General features: G+C 68.4%; 26 protein-coding genes and 1 riboswitch. Of the genes, 16 read left to right on the forward strand and 10 right to left on the reverse strand.

Annotation, left to right across the window (positions count from 1 at the left end; genetic code table 11):
- Nucleotides 1-237 precede the first annotated feature (237 nt).
- Nucleotides 238-864, forward strand: coding sequence for an HAD family hydrolase (locus tag D7D52_RS05770; RefSeq protein ID WP_246023652.1), 627 nt, complete (start codon nt 238-240; stop codon nt 862-864).
- A gap of 218 nt (nt 865-1,082) precedes the next feature.
- Here D7D52_RS05770 and D7D52_RS05775 read toward each other — a convergent pair whose 3' ends face one another.
- Nucleotides 1,083-1,559: an SLOG cluster 4 domain-containing protein gene (locus D7D52_RS05775; RefSeq protein WP_246023653.1), complete on the reverse strand. Its 477-nt coding sequence runs from the start codon at nt 1,557-1,559 to the stop codon at nt 1,083-1,085.
- Nucleotides 1,560-1,673: 114 nt separating this feature from the next.
- A riboswitch (SAM riboswitch) is annotated at nt 1,674-1,790 on the forward strand.
- Between the two features lie 70 nt (nt 1,791-1,860).
- On the opposite strand from D7D52_RS05775, the gene D7D52_RS05780 reads away from it, so the two are divergent.
- The 9 genes from D7D52_RS05780 (at nt 1,861) to D7D52_RS05820 (ending at nt 10,988) form a co-directional block, all read left to right on the forward strand.
- Nucleotides 1,861-3,018: an ABC transporter substrate-binding protein gene (locus D7D52_RS05780; RefSeq protein WP_120735379.1), complete on the forward strand. Its 1,158-nt coding sequence runs from the start codon at nt 1,861-1,863 to the stop codon at nt 3,016-3,018.
- Nucleotides 3,019-4,872 (forward strand): ABC transporter permease, encoded by a 1,854-nt coding sequence (locus D7D52_RS05785; protein ID WP_120735380.1) that lies wholly within the window; start codon nt 3,019-3,021, stop codon nt 4,870-4,872.
- Entirely contained in the window at nt 4,835-5,731 is an 897-nt protein-coding gene (locus tag D7D52_RS05790) for an ABC transporter ATP-binding protein (protein ID WP_120735381.1), read from the forward strand. The genes D7D52_RS05785 and D7D52_RS05790 overlap by 38 nt, the downstream gene beginning before the upstream one ends.
- Entirely contained in the window at nt 5,724-6,473 is a 750-nt protein-coding gene (locus D7D52_RS05795; protein ID WP_120735382.1) for an ABC transporter ATP-binding protein, read from the forward strand. The genes D7D52_RS05790 and D7D52_RS05795 overlap by 8 nt, the downstream gene beginning before the upstream one ends.
- Nucleotides 6,470-7,486: a putative FMN-dependent luciferase-like monooxygenase gene (locus D7D52_RS05800; RefSeq protein ID WP_120735383.1), complete on the forward strand. Its 1,017-nt coding sequence runs from the start codon at nt 6,470-6,472 to the stop codon at nt 7,484-7,486. The genes D7D52_RS05795 and D7D52_RS05800 overlap by 4 nt, the downstream gene beginning before the upstream one ends.
- Nucleotides 7,483-8,136, forward strand: coding sequence for a hypothetical protein (locus D7D52_RS05805; RefSeq protein WP_120735384.1), 654 nt, complete (start codon nt 7,483-7,485; stop codon nt 8,134-8,136). Before D7D52_RS05800 ends, D7D52_RS05805 begins: the two co-directional genes overlap by 4 nt.
- Nucleotides 8,129-8,746: a peroxidase-related enzyme gene (locus D7D52_RS05810; RefSeq protein WP_120735385.1), complete on the forward strand. Its 618-nt coding sequence runs from the start codon at nt 8,129-8,131 to the stop codon at nt 8,744-8,746. Before D7D52_RS05805 ends, D7D52_RS05810 begins: the two co-directional genes overlap by 8 nt.
- A gap of 673 nt (nt 8,747-9,419) precedes the next feature.
- Nucleotides 9,420-10,052, forward strand: a complete 633-nt coding sequence (locus D7D52_RS05815) for a TetR/AcrR family transcriptional regulator (RefSeq protein WP_246023654.1) — start codon at nt 9,420-9,422, stop codon at nt 10,050-10,052.
- Between the two features lie 87 nt (nt 10,053-10,139).
- Nucleotides 10,140-10,988 carry an alpha/beta fold hydrolase gene (locus D7D52_RS05820; RefSeq protein WP_120735387.1) on the forward strand — a complete coding sequence of 283 codons (849 nt, stop codon included), beginning with the start codon at nt 10,140-10,142 and terminating at the stop codon, nt 10,986-10,988.
- Nucleotides 10,989-11,001: 13 nt separating this feature from the next.
- On the opposite strand, the gene D7D52_RS05825 is transcribed toward D7D52_RS05820, so the two are convergent.
- Nucleotides 11,002-13,053 (reverse strand): prolyl oligopeptidase family serine peptidase, encoded by a 2,052-nt coding sequence (locus D7D52_RS05825; protein ID WP_120735388.1) that lies wholly within the window; start codon nt 13,051-13,053, stop codon nt 11,002-11,004.
- 126 nt (nt 13,054-13,179) lie between these two features.
- Here D7D52_RS05825 and D7D52_RS05830 point away from each other — a divergent pair, with 126 nt between their 5' ends.
- From D7D52_RS05830 to lpdA, 3 genes are all read left to right on the forward strand, one after another.
- Entirely contained in the window at nt 13,180-14,202 is a 1,023-nt protein-coding gene (locus tag D7D52_RS05830; protein WP_187703114.1) for a dipeptidase, read from the forward strand.
- Between the two features lie 52 nt (nt 14,203-14,254).
- Nucleotides 14,255-14,560, forward strand: a complete 306-nt coding sequence (locus tag D7D52_RS05835; RefSeq protein ID WP_120735389.1) for a nuclear transport factor 2-like protein — start codon at nt 14,255-14,257, stop codon at nt 14,558-14,560.
- Between the two features lie 176 nt (nt 14,561-14,736).
- On the forward strand, nt 14,737-16,140 hold the full coding sequence (lpdA, locus tag D7D52_RS05840; RefSeq protein ID WP_120735390.1) for a dihydrolipoyl dehydrogenase: 1,404 nt from the start codon (nt 14,737-14,739) through the stop codon (nt 16,138-16,140).
- 87 nt (nt 16,141-16,227) lie between these two features.
- On the opposite strand, the gene D7D52_RS05845 is transcribed toward lpdA, so the two are convergent.
- Nucleotides 16,228-16,626, reverse strand: a complete 399-nt coding sequence (locus tag D7D52_RS05845; RefSeq protein WP_120735391.1) for a winged helix-turn-helix transcriptional regulator — start codon at nt 16,624-16,626, stop codon at nt 16,228-16,230.
- Between the two features lie 109 nt (nt 16,627-16,735).
- Here D7D52_RS05845 and D7D52_RS05850 point away from each other — a divergent pair, with 109 nt between their 5' ends.
- Nucleotides 16,736-17,587, forward strand: a complete 852-nt coding sequence (locus D7D52_RS05850; RefSeq protein ID WP_120735392.1) for an SDR family oxidoreductase — start codon at nt 16,736-16,738, stop codon at nt 17,585-17,587.
- Here the strand turns inward: D7D52_RS05850 and D7D52_RS05855 are convergent.
- The 5 genes from D7D52_RS05855 to D7D52_RS05875 form a co-directional block, all read right to left on the reverse strand.
- On the reverse strand, nt 17,584-18,093 hold the full coding sequence (locus D7D52_RS05855) for an aggregation-promoting factor C-terminal-like domain-containing protein (RefSeq protein ID WP_246023655.1): 510 nt from the start codon (nt 18,091-18,093) through the stop codon (nt 17,584-17,586). The genes D7D52_RS05850 and D7D52_RS05855 overlap by 4 nt on opposite strands.
- A gap of 182 nt (nt 18,094-18,275) precedes the next feature.
- The gene (locus D7D52_RS05860) at nt 18,276-19,598 is read right to left on the reverse strand and encodes an RNA polymerase sigma factor (protein ID WP_120735393.1); all 1,323 of its coding nucleotides are present in this window, start codon (nt 19,596-19,598) and stop codon (nt 18,276-18,278) included.
- Nucleotides 19,550-19,903: a YciI family protein gene (locus tag D7D52_RS05865; protein WP_120735394.1), complete on the reverse strand. Its 354-nt coding sequence runs from the start codon at nt 19,901-19,903 to the stop codon at nt 19,550-19,552. Before D7D52_RS05865 ends, D7D52_RS05860 begins: the two co-directional genes overlap by 49 nt.
- Before the next feature lie 15 nt (nt 19,904-19,918).
- Nucleotides 19,919-20,494: a dihydrofolate reductase family protein gene (locus D7D52_RS05870; protein ID WP_120735395.1), complete on the reverse strand. Its 576-nt coding sequence runs from the start codon at nt 20,492-20,494 to the stop codon at nt 19,919-19,921.
- A gap of 107 nt (nt 20,495-20,601) precedes the next feature.
- Nucleotides 20,602-20,979, reverse strand: coding sequence for a VOC family protein (locus tag D7D52_RS05875; protein ID WP_120735396.1), 378 nt, complete (start codon nt 20,977-20,979; stop codon nt 20,602-20,604).
- Between the two features lie 124 nt (nt 20,980-21,103).
- Between D7D52_RS05875 and D7D52_RS05880 the strand changes: the two genes are divergently transcribed.
- Nucleotides 21,104-21,883, forward strand: coding sequence for a TetR/AcrR family transcriptional regulator (locus D7D52_RS05880; protein ID WP_120735397.1), 780 nt, complete (start codon nt 21,104-21,106; stop codon nt 21,881-21,883).
- Nucleotides 21,884-21,985: 102 nt separating this feature from the next.
- A complete protein-coding gene (locus D7D52_RS05885; protein ID WP_120735398.1) occupies nt 21,986-22,633 on the forward strand; it encodes a GNAT family N-acetyltransferase in 648 nt (215 codons plus the stop codon).
- 88 nt (nt 22,634-22,721) lie between these two features.
- Here the strand turns inward: D7D52_RS05885 and D7D52_RS05890 are convergent, their stop codons facing one another.
- Together D7D52_RS05890 and D7D52_RS05895 are read right to left on the reverse strand one after the other, a co-directional pair.
- Nucleotides 22,722-23,261 carry a carboxymuconolactone decarboxylase family protein gene (locus D7D52_RS05890; protein ID WP_120735399.1) on the reverse strand — a complete coding sequence of 180 codons (540 nt, stop codon included), beginning with the start codon at nt 23,259-23,261 and terminating at the stop codon, nt 22,722-22,724.
- A gap of 43 nt (nt 23,262-23,304) precedes the next feature.
- Nucleotides 23,305-24,087, reverse strand: a complete 783-nt coding sequence (locus tag D7D52_RS05895) for a GntR family transcriptional regulator (RefSeq protein ID WP_120735400.1) — start codon at nt 24,085-24,087, stop codon at nt 23,305-23,307.
- Between the last annotated feature and the right edge of the window lie 3 nt (nt 24,088-24,090).

Below are 24,090 nucleotides of genomic sequence, written 5' to 3' on the forward strand. Positions count from 1 at the left end.
CGGCGGTAGTTGCCTGGTCAGGACCACTTCGAGGCTCGTGCCCGCCGCGCGAGGTTGTTCGTGTGCGGTCGGCTCTGCGGTCGTCTCTGCTGTCGGCCGGGGCGGTTCGGGCCAGCGGTCTGGGCGGGTGGGGGACGTTCGGGCGGGCAGGTCGGGGGACGTTCGGGCGGGCAGGTCGGGGGACGTTCGGGCGGGCAGGTCGGGGGACGTTCGCGCGGGAGGTCGTAGGGTCGGGGCGTGGATGGTGAGCGTGCGAGCGGGTTGGTGGTCGGGTTCGATCTGGATATGACGTTGATCGATTCGCGGCCGGGGATCGCGGCCGTGTGGGATGCGGTCGCGGCGAAGACCGGAGTGGCGATCGATTCCGAGCTGGTGGTGTCGAGGTTGGGACCGCCGCTGGCGCACGAGGCGGCGCAGTGGTTTCCGGAGCACGAGGTGCCGGGGATTGTCGCGATGTACCGGGAGTTCTATCCGGAGTTGGCGGTGGCGGCGGCGGAGCATCTCCCCGGGGTGGTCGACGCGCTCGCGGCGGTGCACGCGGCCGGTGGGCGGGTGCTGGTGATCACGGCCAAGAACGGTCCGCACGCGCAACTGCATCTCGACCACCTCGGGCTCGCGGTGGACGAATTGGTCGGCGGCGCCTGGGCGGAGGAGAAGGGGGAGGTGCTGCGCGAGCGCGGCGCCGCGATCTACGTCGGCGACCACCTCGGCGATGTGCGCGCGGCGAAGGTCGCCGACGCGGTGTCGGTGGCGGTGACCACCGGGCCGTACACGGCCGAAGAACTCTCGGCCGCCGGGGCCGACGTGGTGCTCGGCGACCTCACCGAATTCCCGGCCTGGCTCACGGCCCACCTCGGCGAATAGACGCCCCGTCATCCCGGCGCGCTTTTGGCCGGGATCCACACCGGCAGCGTTGGATTCCGGCCAAAAGCATGCCGGAATGACGGAGTGGGCTGCGCCCGGGGGTGAGGACTGGGCTGCGCCGCGGTGAGGATGGCCGCGCCGCGGTGAGGATGGCCGCGCCGCGGTGAGGATGGCCGCGCCGGGGTGAGGATGGCCGCGCCGGGATTGGAACGGTGTGGTTAGAGGTGGGGTGTGAGGGCGAGGGTTACTGCTTGGGAGGGGGTTTCGGCGGGGAGGGCGGCGTGGAGGGGGGTGCCATCGGCGTCGTGGATGCGCCAGCCGTGGAGGGTGACGACGCGGATGGCGCGGTGGTTGGCGAGGGCCAGTTCGGAGAGGGTGCCCCAGGAGCCGCCGAGGACGATGACGGCGTCGGCGGAGGCGACCAGGATGGCGTTGCGGGCTTCGCCCATATCGGTGTAGACGACGGCCGAGAGGCCGGGGCAGATCGCGTCGCGGTCGGTGTCGGGGCGGATGCCGATGACGAGTCCGCCTGCGCGGGAGGCGCCTTCGGCGACGGCGGCCATCACGCCGGCGCCGCCGCCGCACAGGACGGTCGCTCCGGCGGCGGCCAGCAGACCGCCCACCTCGCGGGCGGCGGCGGCTTCGCGGTCGGTGCAGTCGCGGGGTCCGCAGACGGCTATTTGCAGTGCTGGCAACGGTTTTCCTGTCGTCGGTTCGGAACCGGCTCGCGGTCGCGGGCAGGTGTCGTTGGCATCAGCCTGATTCGAATCATGTCGGCGTGCGGGTGGACACGGCTACCTTTTGCCCACGGTCACGAGTATCAGCATGTTCGAGCCCCGGCTCGCTGATCGGCAACCCTCGCGTGGCGGCGGGGTGCCCCGGGTGACGACCAGGCGATGCCGTCGCGGGCATCGCAAGCGCTAGCAGGCCGCGAACGGCAGTCGCGGCCGTGTCCCCATGCCCGGTTGGCGAGCCGGTGCGAGTGCAGAGGTAGCAATGAGCAGGAACTGGTCCCGGTCGCGTGGTCTGCGGGTGGCGGTGGGAGTCGCCGTGCTGGCCCTGGTGGGCGGACTGGCCTCGGCTTGCGCCGGCGATTCCGGAAGTGGTTCGGACACCGTGTATTTCGGGGTGTCCGGGCCGAAGACGGGCGGTTCGGCCGAGTACGGGCGGCTGTGGCAGCAGGGCTTCGATCTGGCCCTGGACGAGATCAACGCGGCCGGTGGGATCAACGGCAAGAAGGTCGCGCTGAAATGGGAGGATTCGCAGTCGGATCCGAAGCAGACGGTGCCGATCGCCACCAAGTTCGTGGGCGATCAGTCGATCATCGCCGAACTGGGCGACTTCTCCTCGCCCGCCTCCATCGCGGCGTCGCCGGTGTACAACCGCGGCAAGCTGGTGCAGTACGGGTTCACCAACTCCTCGACGGATTTCACCAAGGGCGGCGACTACTCGTGGAGCCCGTCCATCACCTTGGACGTGTTCCAGGAGCGCAATACCGAATGGGTGAAGTCGAAGGCCAAGAAGGTGTCGGTGGTCTACCTCGAATCCGATTGGGGCAAGCAGGCTTTCCAGTACTTCCAGCAGTTCGCGAAGGAGAAGGGCATCGAGATCGCCTACTCCTCGCCGATCCTGCCCGATTCGCAGGACTTCCGGCCGGTCCTGATCAAGGGCCGCGACGCCAATCCGGACGCCTTCGTGCACCTGGGCTATGGGCCGGACGGTGCGCTGGTGGCCAAGCAGCTGCGTGACGTCGGGTTCACCGGCCAGTTCTTCGGCGGCCAGAACACGCCGCAGTTCATCGATCTGGCGGGCGCCGCGGCCGAGGGCGACATCGTCAACGGCGTGTTCACCCCATCGGATCCGAGCCCGAAGATCCAGAGCTTCGTCACCAAGTTCAAGGCGAAGTTCAATACCGATCCGGGCGATTTCAACGTGTACGCCTACGACGCGCTGAACACGCTGGTGAAGGCCGCCAAATACGGCGGCGCGACCCGCGAGGGCGTGTTGAAGGGCCTGCGTGAGGTGAAGGACTTCGACGGAATCGGCCTGGGCACCTTCGCATTCGATCAGCAGACGCGCCGGCCGAGCGGGGTGAAGCCGATCGAGCTGATCCTGCAGAACGGCAAGTTCCTGCCGGTCGGAAGCGCCAAATAGATGTTCGACACGCTCGTAGCGGGTCTGGTCCACGGCAATGCGTACGCGCTCATCGCCGTGGGCATCACCCTGATCTTCGGGGTCAGCAATGTCATCAACTTCGCGCACGGCGCGATCTTCGCGTTCGGGTCGGTGCTGGGCTGGTGGCTGATCGCCCAGCACGGCCTGGCGTGGTGGGCGGCGCTGGTCGTGGTGGTCGCGGCGACCGCGCTGGTCGGGGTCGCCATCGACGTGCTGGCGGTGCGGCCGCTGCGGCGGGCCCCGGCCATCGCGGCGCTGCTGGCCACGGTGGCGGTCGGGCTGATCATCGAGAACGTGGTCGCGCTGGTGTTCGGTCCGGACACCCGGACGTTCCCACAGGTGTTGCCCACCAACAATATTCGGGTCGGCGGGGTGCGGCTGGGCACCTCGGATGTGGTCATGTTCGTCATCACGCTCACCGTGATGGCCGGACTGTGGGCGTTTCTGCGCTACAGCCGGCACGGGCTCGCCATTCGCGCCACCGCGCAGGATCCCGACGCGGCCGCGCAGATGGGCATCGGTGTGGGGCGGGTGCAATCGCTGGCCTTCGCCATCGCCTCCGGATTGGGCGGGCTGGCGGGCATTTTCGTCGGCCTGTACAACTCGAACATCTCGCCGACCAGCGGCGGCATCGTCGGCATGACCGGATTCGTGGCCGCGACGATCGGCGGACTGGGTTCGATTCCGGGCGCGGTCATCGGCGGTTTCGTGCTGGGCCTGGTGGAGGCGTTCGGCATCTACTGGCTCGGTGACGGCTACCGGGATCTGCTCACCTTCGGGCTGCTGGTGATCTTCCTGGTGCTGCGGCCCGGCGGCCTGCTGGCGCGCCCGCCCGCCATCGAATCCGAACCCATGACCGGCACCTTCCTGGGCGCGGGCCGGGAGCTGCGGGTGCGCTGGTGGCATGCGCTCATCGCGTTCGCCGTTGCGGGCGTGGCGATTCCATCGATCGCCGACGATTACGGCATCTCGGTGGGCACCCAGATTCTGGCCTACGCGATCATCGCGGTCTCCATGACGCTGGTGGCAGGGTCGGCGGGGCAGCTGGCCATCGGGCAGGCCGGGCCGATCGCGATCGGCGCGTACACCTCGGCGGTGCTGACGGTGTCGCACGGGTGGGCGTTCCTGCCCGCCATCCTGGCCGCGGGCCTGGTGGCGGCCGTGGTGTCCTCGGTGCTGGCCGCGCCGCTGTGGCGGCTGGGCGGTCACTATGTGGCCATCGCGACGCTCGGCATCGGCATCGTGACGGTGGCGATCATTCGCAACTGGCAGTCGGTGACCCGCGGCAGCTACGGGATTTTCGGGATTCCCGCGCCGAGCCTGTTCGGCCACGAATTCACCACGCACACCGAGATTTTCCGGCTGGAACTGGTGGTGCTGGGGATTGTGCTGGCGGTGATCGTCGGGGTGCAGCGCTCCCGGCTGGGGACGGCCATTCGCGCCATCGGGGCCGATGAGGTGGCGGCGCGTTCGGCGGGGGTGCCGGTGCGCGACTACAAGGCGCTGGCCTTCGCGCTCGCGGCGTTCTTCTCCGGGATCGGCGGGGCGTTGCTGGCGCATCAGTACTCCTACATCGACCCCACCGTGTTCAACCTGCCGATGTCGCTGCTGGTGATGACGATCCTGGTGCTCGGCGGCACCGCCTCGCCGTACGGGGCGGTGCTGGGCGCGGCGGTGCTGATCGGGGTGCCGGAGGTGCTGCGGCTCGCGCCGTCGTGGCGAATCGTGTTGTACGGCTTGGTGTTGCTGCTGGTGGTGCGGTTCCGGCCGCAGGGAATTCTGGTGAGGAGGGAACGTGTCGGAACCGGCAAGCCCATTACCGTCGACGCCTGACGCCGGGGATGTCTTGACCGTCACCGGCCTGCGCCGCGCCTTCGGTGGCGTCCACGCGGTGGACGGTGTCGAATTCTCGATCGCGCCAGGCGAATTCGTCTCGATCATCGGACCCAACGGATCCGGGAAGTCGACGACGGTCAACCTGATCTCGGGTGTGCTGAAGCCGGATGCGGGGGAAGTTATGGTGCGCGGCAAGCGGATTCGTCCGGGCCGCCCGGAAGCCGCCGCGGCTGCCGGAATCGCGCGGACCTTCCAGAACGGCCGAGTGTTCGGCAATATGACCGTCCGCGAGAACGTCGATGTCGGATTACAGACCACGCTGCGCGCTTCCCGCCCACTGCGGTCGCTGGCGAATATCCCGGTACTGCGCTGGATTTCGCTGCTGGCCGAGTTGGGTGTGGCCGTGGTTCCGACCCGGGCCGCGCGCGCCGAGCGGCGTATGGCCGCCGCCCGGATCGAGGCGCAGATCGCGCGCTTCCCCGAACGGCTGGGTCCGCGCGCCGACCATCCGACCTACACGCTGTCCTACGCCAATCGCCGCCGCACCGAGATCGCCCGGGCCCTCGCCCCCGCACCTGATCTGCTGCTGCTGGACGAACCCGCGGCGGGCATGAATCAGACCGAAACCGCCGAAATCGGCAGGCAGCTGGCCGAATTGAAGGCGCAGGGGCAGACCGTGCTGCTGGTCGAGCACAAGATGGATCTGGTGCACGACCTGTCGGATCGGGTGCTGGTGCTCGACGAGGGCCGCATCATCGCGCAGGGCAGCCCCGACGAGGTGCTGGCGGACCCGCGCGTCATCGAGGCGTATCTGGGGCGCAGCCGGGCCGGCGGGAAGGTGGAAGTCGATGTCTGAGTTCGACGAGAACGCCACGCCCATCCTCGAATTCGAGAATGTGGTGGTGCACTACGGAGCCTCTCGCGCTCTCGACGAGGTGTCGCTGAAGGTCCGGCCCGGGGAGATCGTCTCGCTGCTGGGCGGCAATGCCTCCGGCAAGTCGACCACCATGAAAACCGCGCTCGGACTGCTGAAACCGACCTCGGGCACGGTGCGCGTGGACGGCGTCGACGTCAGCGGCACCCCGCCCGCGACCCGAATCCGAGCCGGGCTGGCGTCGGTGCCCGAAGCCCGGCGGGTCTTCCCGGCCATGACCGTCGAGGAGAACCTCTTCGTCGGCGGGTACATCCGCAAGGAGCGGCGGGCGGTGCTGGCCGCCCGCGCCGCCGAGCTGTTCACGCACTTCCCACGCCTGGCCGAGCGCCGCGGCCAGCGGGCGGGCACGCTGTCCGGCGGTGAGCAGCAGATGCTGGCGTTCGCCCGGGCGCTCATGAGCAAACCTCGACTGATCTGCATGGACGAGCCCACCATGGGATTGTCGCCGCTGTTCGTGGACCGGGTGCTGGACGAGATCGCGCGATTGAATCGGGAGCTGGGCCTGGCCATCCTGATCGTGGAACAGCAGGCGGAACTGGCGCTGAGCATCGCGCACACCGCGAATGTGCTGCGCAACGGCCGGATCGTGCTGCACGGCCCGGCCGCCGAACTGAGCGGCGATCCGGCCGTCCGCGACGCCTACCTCGGAAAGGTGACGATATGACACCGCAACGTCTCGGATTTTTCACGCGACTGGTCCGTACGGACGCGGAGGAAGACGCGGCCACGGTGTACCGGCAGGCGCTCGAGCAGATCGCGCTGGCCGAACGGCTCGGCTACGACACCGCCTGGGTGGCCCAGCATCATCTGGATCCGGCCGAGGGCGGACTGCCGTCCCCGTTCGTGTTCCTCGCGCACGCGGCGGCCGGCACCACCCGCATCCGGTTCGGGACCGCCATCGTCACGCTGGCGCTCGAGGATCCGATCCGGGTCGCCGAGGACGCGGCCGTGCTGGACACGCTGTCGGGCGGCCGGCTCGAGCTGGGTTTCGGGGCGGGCGGGTCCCGGCACGCCTTCGAGCTCTTCGAGCTCGGCGGGGCGGATCGGCAGCGGGTATACGCCGACAAGCTCGCGAAAGTGACTGCGGCGCTGAGCGGTTCCGCGCTCGTCGGCGAGCGCGGGCTCAACCCGCCCGCCCCTGGGCTGCGGGATCGGCTGTGGCAGGCCACCTTCTCGGCCGGGGGAGCGCAGCGGGCGGGGGAGGCCGGTGACGGACTGCTGCTGTCGAAGGCTCAGCCGCGCGATGCCTCCGCGCCCGAGGCTGCGCTCTGGGAGATCCAGCAGCCGCTGGTGGACGCCTATCTCGCCGCGTTGCCCGCGGGCGTCGCACCCCGAATCGGCGCTTCCCGAGGCGTTTTCGTAGCCGACGACCACGACGAGGCGATCGAACTCGCCGAACGGGGCGCGGTGCGCTTCCTGAACCAACTGGGGCGCAACGGCGGTCCCGAAGTGGCGAACACCGTCGCCGAGGTGCTGCGCGACATCTACTACGGCACCCCCGACGAGGTGGCCGCGCAACTGGCGGCCGACACCGCGCTGCGGTCGGCCACCGACTTCATCGTGCAGGCGCATCCGGTCGACCCGGGTCATGCCGCCACCCTGCGCTCCATCGAACTCATCGCCACCAAGGTTGCGCCGCAACTGGGTTGGCGGGCCGACGAAAGGATCAATCCGTGACTCAGGCACCTCCGGCCGACGGCGCCGGCGCGGCCGCCGCGCCGACCGACGCCCTCACATCCGCGCCGGCCGACGCCCTCACACCCGCGTCGGTCGAGGCCACCACACCCGCGGAGTCACCTGCGGCGGTGGCGGAATCGGCCGACTCCGCGGAATCGGCCGCGCCCGCGGGGGCCGAAGCGACGACGGTGCTCGGCACTCCTGCCGCGGATGTCATCGACGCGGTGCTCGGTGACACCGCGTCGGCGGTGCGCGCGGTGCGGGAGACCCGGCCGGCGGTCGTCGCGCACACGCAGGGGGTGTACGCGGCCCTGCTGGACGGTCCGGCCACCGCGGCCATCGGACGGGATCGGGTCGTCGCGGCCGCGGTCGCGGTGGCCGAGCTGGCGGGTGCGCCGCGGTTGGCGGCGCATTATGCGGCGCTGGGAAGCGTTCCGGCGGAGGGAGATCCGGTGCTGGCGGCCGTGCTGCGGCATGCGGCGCGGGTGACCACCGCGCCTGCGTCGATCACGCGCGCGGATATCGACGCGTTGGCGGCGGTGGGGTTGTCGGAGCGCGACATCGTGACGGTGGCGCAGTTGATCGGGTTTGTGCACTTCCAGGTTCGGCTGCTGGCCGGGCTCGAGTTGATCGGAGCGGAACATGAGTGAAGTGCGCGGTGCCAACAGTGAAGTGCGCAGTGTCGAGATCGACCGGCGCCCACCGGGATTCACCCAGGAGCAGCTGGACTGGGTGCCGTGGGTGGAGCCGATCCGGCTGGCCGACGCCGACGACGCGCAGCGCCCGCTGCTCGAAGGCGGTCGGGGCATCGGGCCCTACTTCCGGTTACTCGCGCGCAACGCCGCCGTGCTGACGCACCGCAGTGCCAACGACAAAGAGATCTTCTACGGTCGAGACGGGTTGACCCGGGCCGAGCGCGAACTCGCGGCGACCGTTACCTCCCGGCACAACGGCTGCGAATACTGCGCCTCTGTTCATTCACGTTTCACTTCCGCGCTGTCCAAGCGGCCGGGGGATGTGCAGCGGTTGCTGGACGAGGGCAACGGCGTGCGGATCGACGAAAGATGGGACGCGATCATCGATTTCGTGGACGCCCTGGCCGCCACTCCACCGCGCGCCACCGCCGACCATCTGAAACGGTTGCGAGAGCTGGGATTCGGCGATGTCGAACTGCACGATCTGGTGCTGTCGACCGCGTCGTTCTCGTGGGCCAATCGCCTGATGCTGACGCTGGGCGAGCCGGAGGTTCCGGCCGCCTAGGGCACTCTAGGGATGTCTGCAAAAAATTCTAGAAACTTCATCCGAAATCTTCCCAGCTCCGGTGGTGGGTGGGTATCGTCCGGATGGCAAACAGCCAGTGACGGCACTGGCAACCTGTTGAATCGGAGCACCACCATGGCGAACCTCCTTTCGGATGTTCTAGTTCAGACCATCCTGAAGCTGCTGCAGACCGGCTCGTCGAGCCTTTCCGCCAAGTAGCCGCGCAAGCGCCATCTTTCGGCTACTGCGCGGAAGCCGATTCGATGACGAAGGGCCCGATCTTCGACGAGGGGATCGGGCCCTTTTCGTGCCCGTCCGCGGTGGTCGCTTCGGGATGCCGGCGGTGACGTCCGGCAGCGCGCCGCACCGGCCCGCCAAATTAAAACTAAAAAACTCCTCGAAAAGTATTCCGTCCGGTTCGACTGCTCTGTATCGTGATGAACGGCAAACGATCAGTGACTTTCGGGTCAATGCGACATCGGGCCGCGAGTCTCCCCCCGGACGCGCGTACCGAACCCGGGATGGTTCCCCTGCCTATACCCTCCGTCCCGGGTGCGTCGCATTGCCCGAAGTTACTGAGCCAACTTTCGGCTATCGCGCGGTAAGTCGAAGGTACAAACGAAGGGCCCGATCCATGACGAGGGGATCGGGCCCTTCGGTATTGTCTGGCGCAATGTCACAGGAAACGAACGCGGGAAGAATGTACGCCGGGCAGCCCGTAGAAGACCGGCAGCGGCAGCGTCGTGCGCGTTTTCTGGAGTCCGGGCTCACGGTGTTCGCGCGCGACGGATACGCCAATAGTTCCGTCGGAGCCATCTGCAAGGACGCCGGCCTCTCCTCGAGACAGTTCTACGAGGAATTCACCGGACGCGAATCGCTGTTGCTCGAGCTCTACGAGCAGATCGATCGCGAATCCCGGGAGGCCGTGGCGGCCACCATCGCCGAGCACTCCGACGCCAGCGCCATCGACATCATCGACGCCGCCGTCCGCGCCTATATCGAGTCCATCGGGCGAGATCCGCGCAAGGCCAGAGTCGCGCTGGTCGAAGTCGTCGGCGCGGGACCCAAGGTGGAGAAGTTCCGCCTGGAACTGCGCCGCGCCTGGGGCGCGCTGCTGGCCAGCGCCGCCGAGGATGCCGCCCTGCACGGCGAAATCCCGCCCGGGGACTACGAAATGCGCGTGCTGGCCATCATCGGCGCGGTCAACTACGTGGTCGACGCGTGGAGCGGTTCGGAACCGCGCCAGCCGCTCGACGACGTGATTCGCGTGCTACGCCGGGTCATCATGGGCGCGGTCACCGCCTGAGCCCGCCGAAACTCTTCCATGCGACTCGCTTTCGCGCCCGTCCGCTCCTCGCGGACGGGCGCGACCTTTACGGGTAGCCTGCGGCGCATGGAGACCGTGCCCATTCAGATGCCCGACGGGACGATGGTGCCGGTCCGGCTGATCCCCGCGAAAGGCCCGCACCGGCATCCGATTACGGCCGATGCGCCGCGGCCGGTGGTGGTCGTGGTGCCGGGGCTGGGGGTGCCCGGGGAGTACTACTCGCTGTTCGGGAAGCCGTTGGCGGACCGGGGTTTCGACGTGGCGCTGCTGGAGATCCGGGGCAACGGCGACAGCAAGCCCAAACCCGGGGCCGCCAGTCAGTTCGGCTATCACGAACTCGTCGCCGTCGACTTTCCCGCCATGTTCGAGGCCGTGCGCGAACGGTTCCCCGGCCGCACGCCATATCTGCTCGGGCACAGCATGGGTGGGCAGCTCGGGGTCATGTACGCCGCGCGGATTCGCGGGCGGCTGGGCGGGCTGATCCTCGTCGCGTCCGGCACGCCGCACCATCGCGGGTACACGGGACTGGCGGCCCTCGGCAGCGCCGCGCTGTCGCTGACGGCCAATCTGGCCGGGTTCTGGCCCGGGGACACGGTGACGGCCGGCGGATTCGGGCGGCAGTCGAAGGTTCTCATCGCCGACTGGGCGCGCCTGGCGCGTACCGGGCGCTTCGAACCCGTCGGCGCCGATATCGATTACGAGGAGCGGATCGCCCGGCTGAAACTGCCGGTGCTGTCGATCACGCTGCGCGGTGACGAGCTGACCCCGCAGCGTTCGGCGCGGCGGCTGCTGGACAAGCTGCCCAATGCCGACATCACCACCTGGCACAACCCGGACCCGCTCGGGCACAACGGGTGGATCAGCGATCCCGGCTCCACCCTGGACTATGTCGAAAAATGGCTGCGGGACCGCTGATCGGGGACGCGGCTCAGTCCTTCATGAGCTGCTGCGCGAAGAACTCGTACACCAGCGCCGACTGGAACGCGGACTGCTTGTTGTCCGCGGCGCCGCCGTGGCCGCCCTCGATGTTCTCGTAGTACCAGACCTCGTGGCCCTCGGATTCCAAGAGCGCGGCCATCTTCCGGGCATGGCCGGGATGGACGCGGTCGTCGCGGGTGGAGGTGGTGAGCAGGATCGGCGGATAGCGGCGGTCGGCGCTGGTGTTCTGGTAGGGCGAGTACTTCGAGATGTACTCCCACTCCTCCGGCTTGTCCGGGTCACCGTATTCGGCTATCCAGGACGCACCCGCCAGCAGCAGGTGATAGCGCTTCATGTCCAGCAGCGGGACCTGGCACACGATGGCCCCGAACAACTCCGGGTAGCGGGTCAGCATGACGCCCATGAGCAGGCCGCCGTTGCTGCCGCCGACCGCGCCCAACCGGTCGGGCGTGGTGATGCCGCGGGCGACCAGATCCCGGGCGGTGGCGGCGAAATCCTCGTATGCCTTGTGGCGGTTGGCTTTCAGCACCGAGGTGTGCCATTCCGGCCCGTACTCGCCGCCGCCGCGAATATTGGTCAGCACGTAGGTGCCGCCGCGTTCCAGCCAGCCCATGCCGACGCCGCCGAAATAGCCTGGGGTGCGGGAGACTTCGAAGCCGCCGTAGCCGGACATGACGGTCGGGCCGGGCGTGCCGCGCCGATCCCGGTGGCGGATCACGAAATACGGGATCTCGGTGCCGTCGTCGGAGGTGGCGAAGAACTGCTCGGTCTCGATGCCGTCGGCGTCGAAGAACTCCGGCTCCTGTTTGAGCACCTCGACGCCGCCGCCCACCGCACCCGACAGGAGTGTGGTCGGGCGGGTGAAACCACTGGTGGAGAGCATGAATTCGTCGCCGCCCTCCAGGCGGTCGAGGTTCATGACGCTGGTGGTGGCCATGCGCGGGGTGTCGGCCAGCGGCTCGCGGGTCCAGCCGTCGGGGCCGGGGGTGAGCACGTGCAGGTCGGTCTGCACGTCGCGCAGGGTGATCAGCAGCAGGTGGTTCTCGGTCCAGCCGTAACCGTGCAGCGCGGTGTGCGCGTCCGGGGTGAACAGGACATCGAAATCCCTTGCACCGGAGAGGAATGCCTCGAAATTCGTGGCCAGCAGCGCACCCGCCGGATAGGTCGTGCCCGCCACCTCCCACGGGGACTTCAGGCGCACCAGCAGCCAATCCTTGTACCAGGACTCACTGGCATCGGTGGGCACGTCGATGAAGCGCAGCGAGCCGTCCGGCTCGAGCAGGTAGACCTCCTCGTTGAAGAAGTCGGTCGCGCGGCCCACGAAGTGGCGTTGGTAGCCGGGGGTGCGGTCGAAACCCGCCGAGACCGCCACGTCGGTGGTCTCGCCCTCGTACACGAATTCCGCTGACTCCAAGGGAGTTCCACGCCGCCAGCGCTTCACCACGCGCGGGTAGCCGGAATCGGTGAGCGAACCCGGGCCGAAATCGGTGCCCACGTACAGGGTGTCGTCGTCGATCCAGGCGAAATCGGATTTGGCCTCGGGCAGGTAGAAGCCGCCGTCCTCGGGGGCGAGGAAAGCCTTTGCCTCGATGTCGAATTCACGCACCACCTTGGCGTCGGCGCCACCGCGCGAAAGGCTGATCAACGCCCGCCGCTGCGCCGGCCGCAGGACCGCGGCGCTGCCCCACACCCAGTTCTCGCCCTCGGCCGCGGCCAGGGCGTCCAGGTCGATGAGGATCTCCCAGTCCGGATCGTCCTTGGCGTACTCGGCGAAGGTGGTGCGCCGCCACAGGCCCTTCGGATGCTCGCGGTCGCGCCAGTAGTTGTACAGCCACGGGCCGCGGCGGCCCGGATAGGCGATGCGGGTATCGGTGTCGAGCATGGCCAGCACCCGCGCCTCCAGCTCCCGGAAGCGGTCCGACGACGCGAATCGCTGCTTCGACACCGCATTTCGTTCGCGCGCCCATTCCAGGGCGCGCTCGCTGTCGACCTCTTCGAGCCACAGGTAGGGATCCGTCACGCCCTCTCCAACACCGGTCATGTGCTCATTGTTGCCCAGGCGTCCGTTCGCCGGTCGCGAACGTCCCCGCGGTGCGCGTCGCCGTCGGCATGCCGCCCGGTCAGTAGGATTGCGGTTTCGACAGCGGTCCGATCAGGAGGTCTCGGCGTGTCCCGAGAAGCGGTTCGAGCTCAGCACCACCCCAGACTGTGGGAACAACACTGCTGTCTGCCCCTGCTACCGTCCGCGGATCTGACCGAGCTGACCCGCTACCCGGCGGGCTCGTATCTGTCGGTGAACATCGGGTATTCGCCGCAGTCCACCCGGGAGTCGCTGGAGCTGGTCACCCAGTTTCGGCGGGATGCGTTGACCGATGGGCGATTCCGGCTGGTGCACTCCATCGAGGACGCCTGGCCGGAGCAGCCGACCGAGGAGACCGAGGCCACGCTGGCGCTGGCGTTCGATCTGGAGGACTCCGGGCCGCTGGAGGGCGATCTCGACAATGTGGAGCTGTTCTACGAATTGGGGCTGCGTTCGCTGCTGCCGACCTACAACCGCGCCAATGCGGCGGGATCCGGGTGCCTGGATACCGAGGACACCGGGCTCACCGCGTACGGGCGGGATCTGATTCGCAAGCTCAACGAGGTCGGGGTGTTCGCGGACGGGTCGCACTGTTCGCGGCGCACCGGGCTCGACATCGCCGAGATCACGAATGTGCCGATGATCTACAGCCATTCGAATTTCGCGACGGTGTGGGCGCATCCACGCAATATCGGTGACGATCAGGCCAAGGCGTGCGCGGCCACCGGCGGGGTGATCGGTATCAACGGGGTCGGCATCTTCCTGGGACGCAACGAGCCCGCCGACCGGGCCGGGCGGATCGAGGCCATGGCCGATCACGTCGTCTACGGCGTGGAGTTGGTGGGCATCGGCCACATCGGGGTGAGCTCCGATTACTCGTTCGACGCCGAGGATTTCAATCGCGAGCTGGCCGAGCATCCCGAGCACTACTCCGAGGAGATCACTCGCTACGGCCAATTGCAGTGGGTACCACCGGAAGACCTGCTCGGCGTGTCCGAGGTGCGGGGCCTCGACGAGGTGCTGGCCGCGCGCGGCTTCTCCGAGGCCGACCGGGCCGCGGTGTTCGGCGGCAACTTCGCGCGCGTGGCCCGGCAGGTGTGGCGGGACTAGACTCGCCACGAGGTTGCTCGATCAGTGCTCGCCGACCGAGAGGGATGCAGCGATGACAGAGCTCGACCCGGCCGTCCAGCAGTTCGTCGACGCGGTGAACGCGGGCGATGCGGAGGCCTTCTTCAAGACCCTGACCGCCGACGCCTCCATGAGCGACGACGGTCAGGAGCGCGATCTCGCGGACTGGACCGCCTCGGAGATCTTCTCCACCAACGGCCGCATGAAGGTCGAATCGGTCTCGGGCCCGACCGAATTCGTGGCCGACTACTCCAACGACCGCTGGGGCGGCATGCGCACGGCATGGCGGTTCACCGTGCGTGACGGACTGATCAGTCGCTTCGAGACCGGGCAAGCGTAAAACGGGCGATCGATTCAGGCGTGGCGTGACGACTGATCTCGTGCGGATCCGGGTAACTCCCGGGGTACCCCCAGAATGGGTTCCGGCACCCGACCGCCGGCCCGCAATGCCAATAGGCGACGGCTCTCAGCCGGGCGCTGAGGCGCGGGGAGGCGGGGGAGTCTAGTCTCGAAGCCGTGACTTCCCACTACGATGTCGTCGTTCTCGGCGCTGGTCCCGGCGGTTACGTCGCCGCGATTCGCGCCGCTCAACTCGGCCTGCGAACAGCGATCGTCGAGCAGAAATACTGGGGTGGCGTGTGCCTGAACGTGGGCTGCATCCCCTCCAAGGCACTGCTGCGCAATGCCGAGCTCGCCCATATCTTCACCAAGGAAGCGAAGACCTTCGGTATCTCGGGTAACGCGACCTTCGACTTCGGCGCGGCGTTCGACCGCAGCCGCAAGGTCGCGGACGGCCGGGTCAAGGGCGTTCACTTCCTGATGAAGAAGAACAAGATCGACGAGTTCGACGGGAAGGGCACCTTCACGGGTCCGAAGTCGCTGTCGGTCGAGCTGACCAAGGGCGGCGCCGAGGACATCACGTTCGACAACGTGATCATCGCCGCCGGCACCGAGACCAAGCTGCTGCCGGGCACCTCGCTGTCGGCCAACGTGGTCACCTACGAGGAGCAGATCCTCACCCGCGACCTGCCGGGCTCCATCCTCATCGTGGGTGCGGGCGCCATCGGCATGGAGTTCGCCTACGTCCTCAAGAACTACGGCGTGGACGTCCGCATCGTCGAATTCCTCGACCGCGCACTGCCGAACGAGGACGCCGACGTCTCCAAGGAGATCACCAAGGCGTACAAGAAGCTCGGCATCACCATCACCACCGGTGCGGCCGTGCAGTCCATCGACGACGACGGGTCCAAGGTCACCGTCGCCATCAAGGACAACAAGTCCGGCTCCATCGAGACCGTCACCGTGGACAAGGTGCTGCAGGCCGTCGGCTTCGCGCCGCGGGTCACCGGCTACGGCCTGGAGAACACCGGCGTGCAGCTCACCGAGCGCGGCGCCATCGCCATCGACGAGTACATGCGCACCAACGTGCCCGGCATCTACGCCATCGGTGACGTCACCGCCAAGCTGCAGCTCGCGCACGTCGCCGAGGCGCAGGGCGTGGTCGCCGCCGAGACCATCGCCGGTGCGGAGACCCAGTCGCTGGGCGACTACCGGATGATGCCGCGCGCCACCTTCTGCCAGCCGCAGGTCGCCTCCTTCGGCCTCACCGAGGAGCAGGCGCGCGCCGAGGGTTACGACGTCAAGGTCGCCACCTTCCCCTTCACCGCCAACGGCAAGGCGCACGGTCTCGGCGACGCCCAGGGCTTCGTCAAGCTGATCTCCGACAACAAGTACGGAGAGCTGCTCGGCGGCCACCTGATCGGCCCGGACGTCTCCGAGCTGCTGCCGGAACTGACCCTCGCCCAGAAGTGGGACCTGACGGTCAACGAAGTGGCGCGCAACGTTCACACCCACCCCACCCTGTCGGAAGCCATCCAGGAAGCGATCCACGGCCTTGCCGGCCACATGATCAACTTCTGACGCGCGAGGGGCGTTCGCGGAGACGCACAGGGGCCCGTTGTCGGCGAAAATGCCGGCGGCGGGCCCTTTTTCGTGCCCGCGCCCGGGTTACTCGCGGTGGTAGGCGGTTTGGGCGGCGGTGATGGCGTCGAGGTTGGATTCGAGAATGTCGATGAGGGCGACCAGTTGGTCGGCGACTTTTTCGCCCAGGTCGGTGAGGGTGTATTCGACGACCGGGGGGATGGATTGCTGGACTTCGCGGTGGACCATGCCGTCGCGTTCCAGGGTTTGCAGGGTCTGGGAGAGCATGCGCTCGGAGATGCCGTCGACGCGGCGACGCAGCGCGGAGAAGCGGTAGGGACCCTCGCGCAGGGCGGCCAGGGCGAGGACGCCCCAGCGGCTCGCGACATCTTGCAGGACGGGGCGCGAGAGGCAATTGCGGGCGAAAACGTCGGCCTCCAGCGTGGGGTCGACCGCATATGCCTGGTCGGGGGGCTGGGAGGTCATGAGATTCAGGTTACCTGTCATTCGGGTAGCGGTTTGGGAATGGGATGTGCTTACTATTAGTTAGTACGTAATGAGAGTGCAGTTCATTCCCTGAAACCTGGAGGTAGTCATGACCGTCGCCGTCACCGGAGCAAGTGGACAGCTGGGTCGCCTGGTCGTCGAGGCGCTGTTGAAGGATGGGTCGCAGCCGGTGGTGGCGGTGGTCCGCGACGCGGCCAAGGTCGCCGATCTGGCCGAGCGCGGGGTGGAGGTGCGGGTGGCCGACCTCGACGATCGGGCGGCGCTCGAGCGCGCGTTCCAGGGCGTCGACCGGGTGCTGCTGGTGTCCGGCAACGAGTTCGGCAAGCGGGTCGCCCAGCACACCAACGTGCTGCGCGCGGCCGAGGCGGCGGGCGTGAAACTGCTGGCCTACACCAGCATTCCCAAGGCCGAGGCCAACCCGCTCATCCTGGCTCAGGAGCACACCGGCACCGAAGCCGTGCTGGCCGAGGCCAAGATCCCCACCACCGTGCTGCGCAACAGCTGGTACTGGGAGAACTACATCGGCGGTCTGGCGCACGCGGTCGAGTCGGGCACGCTCTACGGCGCGGCCCGCGACGGCAAGGTATCCGGTGCGGCGCGCGCCGATTACGCCGAGGCCGCCGCGCGCGTGCTCACCACCGACGGTCACGAGGGCAAGGTCTACGAGCTCGGCGGCGACGAGACGCTCTCGTACGACGAACTGGCACAGGTGATTTCGGAGGTTTCCGGTAAGCCGGTGCGCTACGAGGATCTGCCGCAGGCCGATTACGCCGCCGCGCTCGAGGGCTCGGGCCTGGATGCCGGCTACGCCGCGGTGCTGGCCGATGCCGACAGCGGTATCGCCGACGGCATCCTGACCGTCGACTCCGGTGATCTGCAGAAACTGCTGGGCCGTCCGTCCACGCCGGTCGCCGAGGTTTTCCGCGCCGCGCTGGCCTAATACCAGTTGTGGGCCTGCCAGAAATCCCATGCCGCGTTGGGGCTGCCGTAGCGCTGGACCATGTAGCGGTAGGCCCATCGCAGCTGGGTCAACGGGTTGACCATCCAGTCCGGGCCCTCGCTGAACATCTTGTACGCGGGGAGGGCTTGGGCCAGGCCGTAGGCGCCGGACGTGGGATTGACGGCGAAGACCTGCCAGTTGCTCTCGTGCGTGATGATCTCGTTGAACGAGGCCCACTGATCGTCGGGGACGATGAAGCGGGACACGGTCTGCAGCGTCGGCTTGGTGTAGCGCTGGGCGGTGCCGATCAGTTGGAGCAGGCTGGCCGGGTCCACCGGCAGCGCGGCCGGGACCTCGCCCGCCTGGGCGATGGGTTCGGCGATATCGGTGCGCGCGTCGGCGTGACCGACGGCGACGGTCAGCGGGGTGAGGGCGGCGAGCAGCAGGCCGAGCAGGGCGGCTCGCAGGGGTGGGCGACGGGAGTCGGGGTTCTCGAAAACGGGCACCGCCTGGTCCTTCCGTGAAGTTCTCCGCAACGCAAGTGGTTACAAAAGCCACGAAAAAACAGACATATCTGTCTTCGAACGGATCCGACCGTACGCCCTTTCAGTTCGGGGATGGGGGCAGCGACACGCGGAAAATGCCTGATCAGAGTGGATTCACAGGATCGGTGCGGGCGCTCTGGAACTCAGCGCGCCCGCGCCAGCAGCATCTCCCGCTCGGTCTCGTTGGCCGTCAGCTCGGCCGCGCGCCGGAAAGCCGTCCGGGCCTCGGCATCCCGGCCCAGGCGCGACAGCAGATCCCCGCGTACCGCGTGCAGTAGGTGATAGTCGTCGAGCGTGCCCGTCGCGGCGACAGCGTCGGCCAGTTCCAGCCCGGCCGCCGGACCGTGGACCATGGCCACTGCGACCGCCCGGTTCAACTCCACCACGGGCGACGGAAACCGTTGCGCCAGCATCGCGTACAGCCCGGCGATGCGCCGCCAATCGGTCTCCTCCGCACTGGGTGCCATGGCGTGCACCGCCGCGATGGCGGCCTGCAAGGCATAGCGGCCCGGTTCGCGGGCATGGGTCCGGTTCAGCGTGTGCGCGCGAGCCAGGGCCGCGAAGCCGCGTTGGATGTAGAGCCGATTCCAGTGTGAGCGATCCTGATCGGGCAGCAGCACCAGGCCGTTGCCGGCTGCGCTGCGGGCCGTCGTGCGCGACGCCTGGAGTTCGATGAGGGCCGCCAGCGCGTGCGCCTCGGGCTCTTGCGGAAGCAGGGCCGCCAGGGTGCGCGCCAATCGCAGTGCGTCCTCGCACAATTCGGCGCGCACCCAGCGTTCACCGGAGGTGGCGGTGTATCCCTCGTTGAAGATGAGGTAGACGACCTCCAGCACCGAGTCCAGTCGCGCGGTCAGCTCCGCGCCCTCCGGCACCTCGTAGGGAATCCGCTTGGCCGCGATGGTGCGTTTGGCGCGCACGATGCGTTGCGCCACGGTCGATTCCGGGACCAGATAGGCGCGCGCGATCTCGGTGGTGGTCAGGCCGCCGACCATGCGCAGGGTGAGGGCGGCTCGCGCGGGCGGCGTCAGCACCGGGTGGCAGGCCGTGAAGATCATGCGCAGCAGATCGTCGGCGATGCCCGGTTCCGGTGCGCTCGGCTCGGCCGCCTCGAACTGTGTCTGCCGTCCGAGCAACTCCAGCTTGCGCGCGAAGTTCGCGTCCCGCCGGATGCGGTCCACCGCACGGTGTTTCGCGGTCAGCATGAGCCAGCCGCCGGGATTGGGCGGGACGCCCGCCCCCGGCCACTGTTCCAAGGCCGCGACGAGGGCGTCCTGCGCCAACTCCTCGGCGGTCGCGATATCCCCGACCAGCCGCGTCAATCCCGCGACCAGCCTGGGCCATTCGATCCGCCACGCCGCCTCCACCGCCCGCCGCGCCCGCTCCGCCCCCGGCCCGGGCGCCCGCGCGGTCTCGGGATTCAGTTCTGGCCGCCCTCGACCTTTCGGACTTCGACCTCGAGATCCCATTCGGGGCCGTGGACGCGCAGGAATCGGCTCGCCCATTCCACCGCCTCCTCCGTCGAACGGGTCTGCAGCAGACAGTAGCCGCCGATGATCTCCTTGGACTCGGTGAACGGGCCGTCGAGGACGGTCTGGGCGCCGCCGGTCTGCCGGATGCGCACGGTGTCCTCGACGCCGAGGCCCGCGGTGTCCAGCAGCACGCCCGCCTTGGTCATTTCCTCGAGCAGCGTGTTCATGTCCGCGAGCAGCGTCTCGCTGGGACCGTCCGCGGCCTGGCCGGGATCCAGGCGAATCAGCACCATGTGTCGCATGTTCCGATCCTCTCTCTAGGCGACCGCGTAGCGGGTGTAAACGACACCGGCGTCGAAGGTTTTCGACTCCAGCAGGGTCAGCGTGGTCTCGAAGCCGGCGGGGAACAGCGGCGTGCCCGCACCGACCGTGGTCGGGTGAACGAACACCCAGTATTCGTCGATGAACCCGGCCTCGGCGAACCAGTGCACCAGGCTCGGGCTGCCGTAGATGACCAGTGCGCCACCGTCTTCGGCCCGCAGTTCCTCGACCCGCGCCGCCGCGTCCGAGCCGATGATCCGGGTGTTCTTCCAACCCGGGTCCTCGAGGGTGGTCGAGAACACGAGCTTGTCGACCTCGGTCACCCAGGCGGCGTGCTCGAGGTCGTGCGCGTTGGCCTCCGGGTTGTCGGGGACCGACGACCAGTGGTCGCGCATGCCGACGAAGGTCTTGCGGCCGTAGACCGGATTGCCGACCTCGGGGCGGATGTGCTCGTCGTGGAACGCGGCGAGGTCCGGGCTGTAACCGTGGAACGTCCACTCCAACCCCATCCCGGTGTCGGATGCCGCGAAACCGTCGAGCGACATGTGCGAGAAGGCGACTACCTTGCGCATCGGATTTCCTTCCGTCGAGTTGCGGGACCCTGGCTGGTCCTCACCTACTCCTCGATCGGGGTGCGGAGGAATCGACACGCTCGGCAGAAATCTTTGTCAGCCTTCGATCAGACCCACTGGACCAGTTGGATGACGATGCCGTTGGGGTCGAGAGCCTGGAAGTAGCGTTCACCCCACGGCTCGGTCTCGATCGCGGTCACGATCGGCACTCCTTCCTCCCGCACGCGCGCGTACTCGGCATCGATGTCGTCGACGACGAAAGCGACCAGCAGGCCCTGGCCCGCACTGCCCGCGATCCGTTCCGGCTTGAAGCTGCCCAGCCCGGTGCGCAGGTAGACGATGTCGAAGCCGGCGTCCTCGCGAGTCACGTTGACGAAGCCGTCGGCGGCCATCTTCTCGGTGAATCCGAAGTGGTCGATCAGGAATCGCGCGGAGGCCACGGGGTCGGGCACGTTCAGGGAGAGACAGGAAGCGGTGATGTTCAAGGATCCTCCTAAGTGGCGCCAACAAACTCTGTACTAAGTACGCTGTACTTTGTACGTAAATTCCCGAGCGGGTGCAATGTGGGAGCCGTCACATGGATACGATCGGCTGCGGAGGTGAGGCGAGATGGCCGCGAAAGGCGGGGAACGCAGCAGCGCGGGCGACCCGGTGCGCACCCTGGAACTGCTGTGGCGGGTGCCCGGATCCAGTGGGCCCACACGCGGACCCAAACAGCGCACCACCCTCGACGCCGTCATCGCCGCCGCGCTCGAGATCGCCGACACCGCGGGTCTGGGCGCGCTCACCATGCGCTCGGTGGCGGCCAAGCTCGGGCTCACTCCCATGGCCACCTACACCTATGTGCCGGGCAAGGCGGAGTTGCTCGACCTCATGCTCGACACCGTCTACCAGCGCATGCCGCGTCAGGAATTGGGCGAAATGTCCTGGCGGGAGCGGGTTTCCACGATCGCGGCCGAGAATCGGGCGCTGCTGGCGCGGCATCCATGGGTGGCGTACTTGCCGACCACGCGGCCCCCGCTGGGTCCCGGCGTGGCCGCGAAATACGACCACGAGCTGCGGGCCTTCGACGGACTCGGCCTCGACGATCTCGCCATGGACGCCGCGCTCACCTATGTGCTGGGGTTCGTCACCTCGACCGCGCAGCTCGCCATCGACACCGCGAAGGCCGCGCGCGACAGCGGCGAATCGGATCGCGACTGGTGGGAGCGGGCCGCCCCATTGCTCGCGCGGGTCTTCGACGCCGAGCGCTACCCGCTGGCGGCCCGGGTCGGGGCGGTCGCGGGACAGGCGCACGACAGCGCGTACAGCGCGGACCACGCCTACGAGTTCGGGCTGGGGCGGGTGCTCGACGGGCTCGCCGTCCTGATCGAAAAGCCCAGGCCCTGAGCATTGTCTGACCGCCCGGACAATTCGCGCGGCACAAACCGATCGGGACGATGGTCTCAATTTCGCCGCGCGGAACGGCGGTGCGCGGGCAGAATTCCAGCTATGCCGCGAGCCGCCCCGGCAATCGTTGCCGCCGAAACCTTCACTCGGGCAGCGCAGCCGGTGCTCCCGGTGGGAGACGGGCTGGTGCTGCGCCCGTGGCTGCGCCGCGACGGCCCGGAGGTGTACGCGGCCTTCCAGGATCCGGCCATCCGGCGCTGGCATGTGCGCACGGCCGACACGGTCGAGGAAGCCGGTGACTGGGTCGACTCCTGGGCGCGGTCGTGGACGAGCGGCACCGCGGCGAATTGGGCTGTGGCCGACAGTCATACCGGTCATCTGATGGGCCGCGCGTCACTGCATCACATGGAGCTGTGGCACGGTGAGGCCGAGATCGCCTACTGGGTGGTTCCCGCCGCGCGCGGCCGCGGTATCGCGCCGCGCGCGGTCGACGCGCTCGTGGGCTGGGCCTTCGAGGTTGCTGGTTTCCACCGCCTCGAACTCCGGCATTCCGTCTACAACGCCCAATCCTGCCGGGTCGCCCACAAATCCGGGTTCGTGCTGGAGGGGATCAATCGCAGCGCGGGCCTGCATGCCGACGGCTGGCACGATATGCACCTGCACGCGCGGCTCGCGCACCGCGCCGAACGTGCCATCGCCCACGCGGTTCCGGAGGTCGCGACCCAGCCGGTCTATCGGCTCCGGCGTTAACCGAAGTCAGTGTCCGGTCTGGATGGCCGTCGGCTGGTCTGGATGCTCAGTGGCTGGTCTGGATTCTTCAGTGGCCGGCCCGGATGCTTCAGTGGTCGGTCTGAATGCGCAGCGCGGTGATGGTGCTGGCCAGGCCCTCGTACTGATTTGTGAGCAGGACTATTTCGATGAGGCGACGCTCGTCGTAGTGGGCGGCCAGCGCCTGCCAGGCCTGGTCGTCGAGATCGCGGGTGGTGACGAGCTGATCGACCGCCGTCAGCAGCGCCCGCTCCTTGTCGGTCCAACCGGCCGCGGCCGGGCCCTCCCGCAGGCGATCCAGGATTTCGGGAGTGACGCCGGCGCGGCGGCCCAGCCGGATGTGATGCTCGGTTTCGTATTCGCACTCGCGCAGGTGCGCCACCCGCAGGATGACGAGTTCGGATTCGTAGCGCCGCAGTGCGCCCCCGGGCATGAGGCGGCCCGAGAAGTGCAGCCAACCCCGGAACAGGCCGCCGGTGCGGCCCAGGGTGCTGAACAGGTGGGCGTCCTCGGTGCCGGCGGCGCGGGAGAGCGCTTGCCAGACAACCCAGTTGACGGGCCCCAGCTCGCGGAGGCGGCCGGGCGCGATGCGTGGCTTCGTCGACAGCATGGCTCCAGTGAACACCGTGTCCCAGTCACTCGCCAGCCCCGGCTCATTCGCGGACCGCCTGGGCGAGCCGGGTGAGTTCGAGGGCGCGGCGAGCGCGGGTGAGGACGTGCGCTCGCGAGCTGGTGAGATGGGCGAGCAGAGTGCGCAGCGCGGTCTCGAAGTCGCGCGACAGCAGCTGCTCGGCGATCGCGATGTGGTCGTCTGCCATGGCCGCGATGCGGGCGGGGGTCGGCATGTCGAGGGCGCGCACCGGGCGGACTCGGGCGTGCACGGTGGTGAGCGCGTCGGCGAGCGCGGAGTTGCCGGCGGCGTGCAGCAGCGTGGTGTGGAACTGCTCGTCGGCCGTGATCAGCGCGGCCCCGGGCGCGGGCGGGTGTGCCCGGATACGCCGCCACGTCTCCAATTCCCCGCGCACCGCCTCGGTATTCGGCAGCCCGCTCGGCTGTCCCGGCGGTGCGGGAAGAGTGACCGGGCCGGGCGCTCGCGGCGGCGCGGTGGCGGCCAAGGGCTCCGGCAGACCCGCGGCAGGTGCTTGCAGGCGCTGAATTCCCCTGGCCTCCAGAACGATTCGCAATTCGTAGAGGTCGCCGAGTTCGTCGACCCGGGGGCGGTACGGGTAGAGGCCGTCGGCGTGCCGTTCCAGCAGGCCGTCGGCGTAGAGGCGGGCCAGCGCCTCGCGGACGGGGGTGCGGGAGACGCCGTAGGTCTCGGCGAGGCGTTCCTCGCCGAGCCGTTCGGTCGGCACCAGCGCCCCCGCGGCGAGATCACGCTGGAGTGATCGATAGACCCGCTCGGACAACGGAGTACGCCCCCTGCGCGCGTTCACGTA

The organism is Nocardia yunnanensis (assembly GCF_003626895.1).
In the GTDB taxonomy this organism is placed as follows: Bacteria; Actinomycetota; Actinomycetes; order Mycobacteriales; family Mycobacteriaceae; genus Nocardia; species Nocardia yunnanensis.

Bases quoted from the DNA above. Each gene is read 5' to 3' on its own strand.
- D7D52_RS05780 (WP_120735379.1), top strand. From the start codon at position 1,861: ATGAGCAGGAACTGGTCCCGGTCGCGTGGTCTGCGGGTGGCGGTGGGA.
- D7D52_RS05785 (WP_120735380.1), top strand. From the start codon at position 3,019: ATGTTCGACACGCTCGTAGCGGGTCTGGTCCACGGCAATGCGTACGCG.
- D7D52_RS05795 (WP_120735382.1), top strand. From the start codon at position 5,724: ATGTCTGAGTTCGACGAGAACGCCACGCCCATCCTCGAATTCGAGAAT.
- D7D52_RS05800 (WP_120735383.1), top strand. From the start codon at position 6,470: ATGACACCGCAACGTCTCGGATTTTTCACGCGACTGGTCCGTACGGAC.
- D7D52_RS05810 (WP_120735385.1), top strand. From the start codon at position 8,129: ATGAGTGAAGTGCGCGGTGCCAACAGTGAAGTGCGCAGTGTCGAGATC.
- D7D52_RS05815 (WP_246023654.1), top strand. From the start codon at position 9,420: ATGTCACAGGAAACGAACGCGGGAAGAATGTACGCCGGGCAGCCCGTA.
- D7D52_RS05820 (WP_120735387.1), top strand. From the start codon at position 10,140: ATGGAGACCGTGCCCATTCAGATGCCCGACGGGACGATGGTGCCGGTC.
- D7D52_RS05825 (WP_120735388.1), bottom strand. From the start codon at position 13,053: ATGACCGGTGTTGGAGAGGGCGTGACGGATCCCTACCTGTGGCTCGAA.
- D7D52_RS05835 (WP_120735389.1), top strand. From the start codon at position 14,255: ATGACAGAGCTCGACCCGGCCGTCCAGCAGTTCGTCGACGCGGTGAAC.
- D7D52_RS05845 (WP_120735391.1), bottom strand. From the start codon at position 16,626: ATGACCTCCCAGCCCCCCGACCAGGCATATGCGGTCGACCCCACGCTG.
- D7D52_RS05850 (WP_120735392.1), top strand. From the start codon at position 16,736: ATGACCGTCGCCGTCACCGGAGCAAGTGGACAGCTGGGTCGCCTGGTC.
- D7D52_RS05860 (WP_120735393.1), bottom strand. From the start codon at position 19,598: ATGGGATCTCGAGGTCGAAGTCCGAAAGGTCGAGGGCGGCCAGAACTG.
- D7D52_RS05865 (WP_120735394.1), bottom strand. From the start codon at position 19,903: ATGCGACACATGGTGCTGATTCGCCTGGATCCCGGCCAGGCCGCGGAC.
- D7D52_RS05870 (WP_120735395.1), bottom strand. From the start codon at position 20,494: ATGCGCAAGGTAGTCGCCTTCTCGCACATGTCGCTCGACGGTTTCGCG.
- D7D52_RS05880 (WP_120735397.1), top strand. From the start codon at position 21,104: ATGGCCGCGAAAGGCGGGGAACGCAGCAGCGCGGGCGACCCGGTGCGC.
- D7D52_RS05885 (WP_120735398.1), top strand. From the start codon at position 21,986: ATGCCGCGAGCCGCCCCGGCAATCGTTGCCGCCGAAACCTTCACTCGG.
- D7D52_RS05890 (WP_120735399.1), bottom strand. From the start codon at position 23,261: ATGCTGTCGACGAAGCCACGCATCGCGCCCGGCCGCCTCCGCGAGCTG.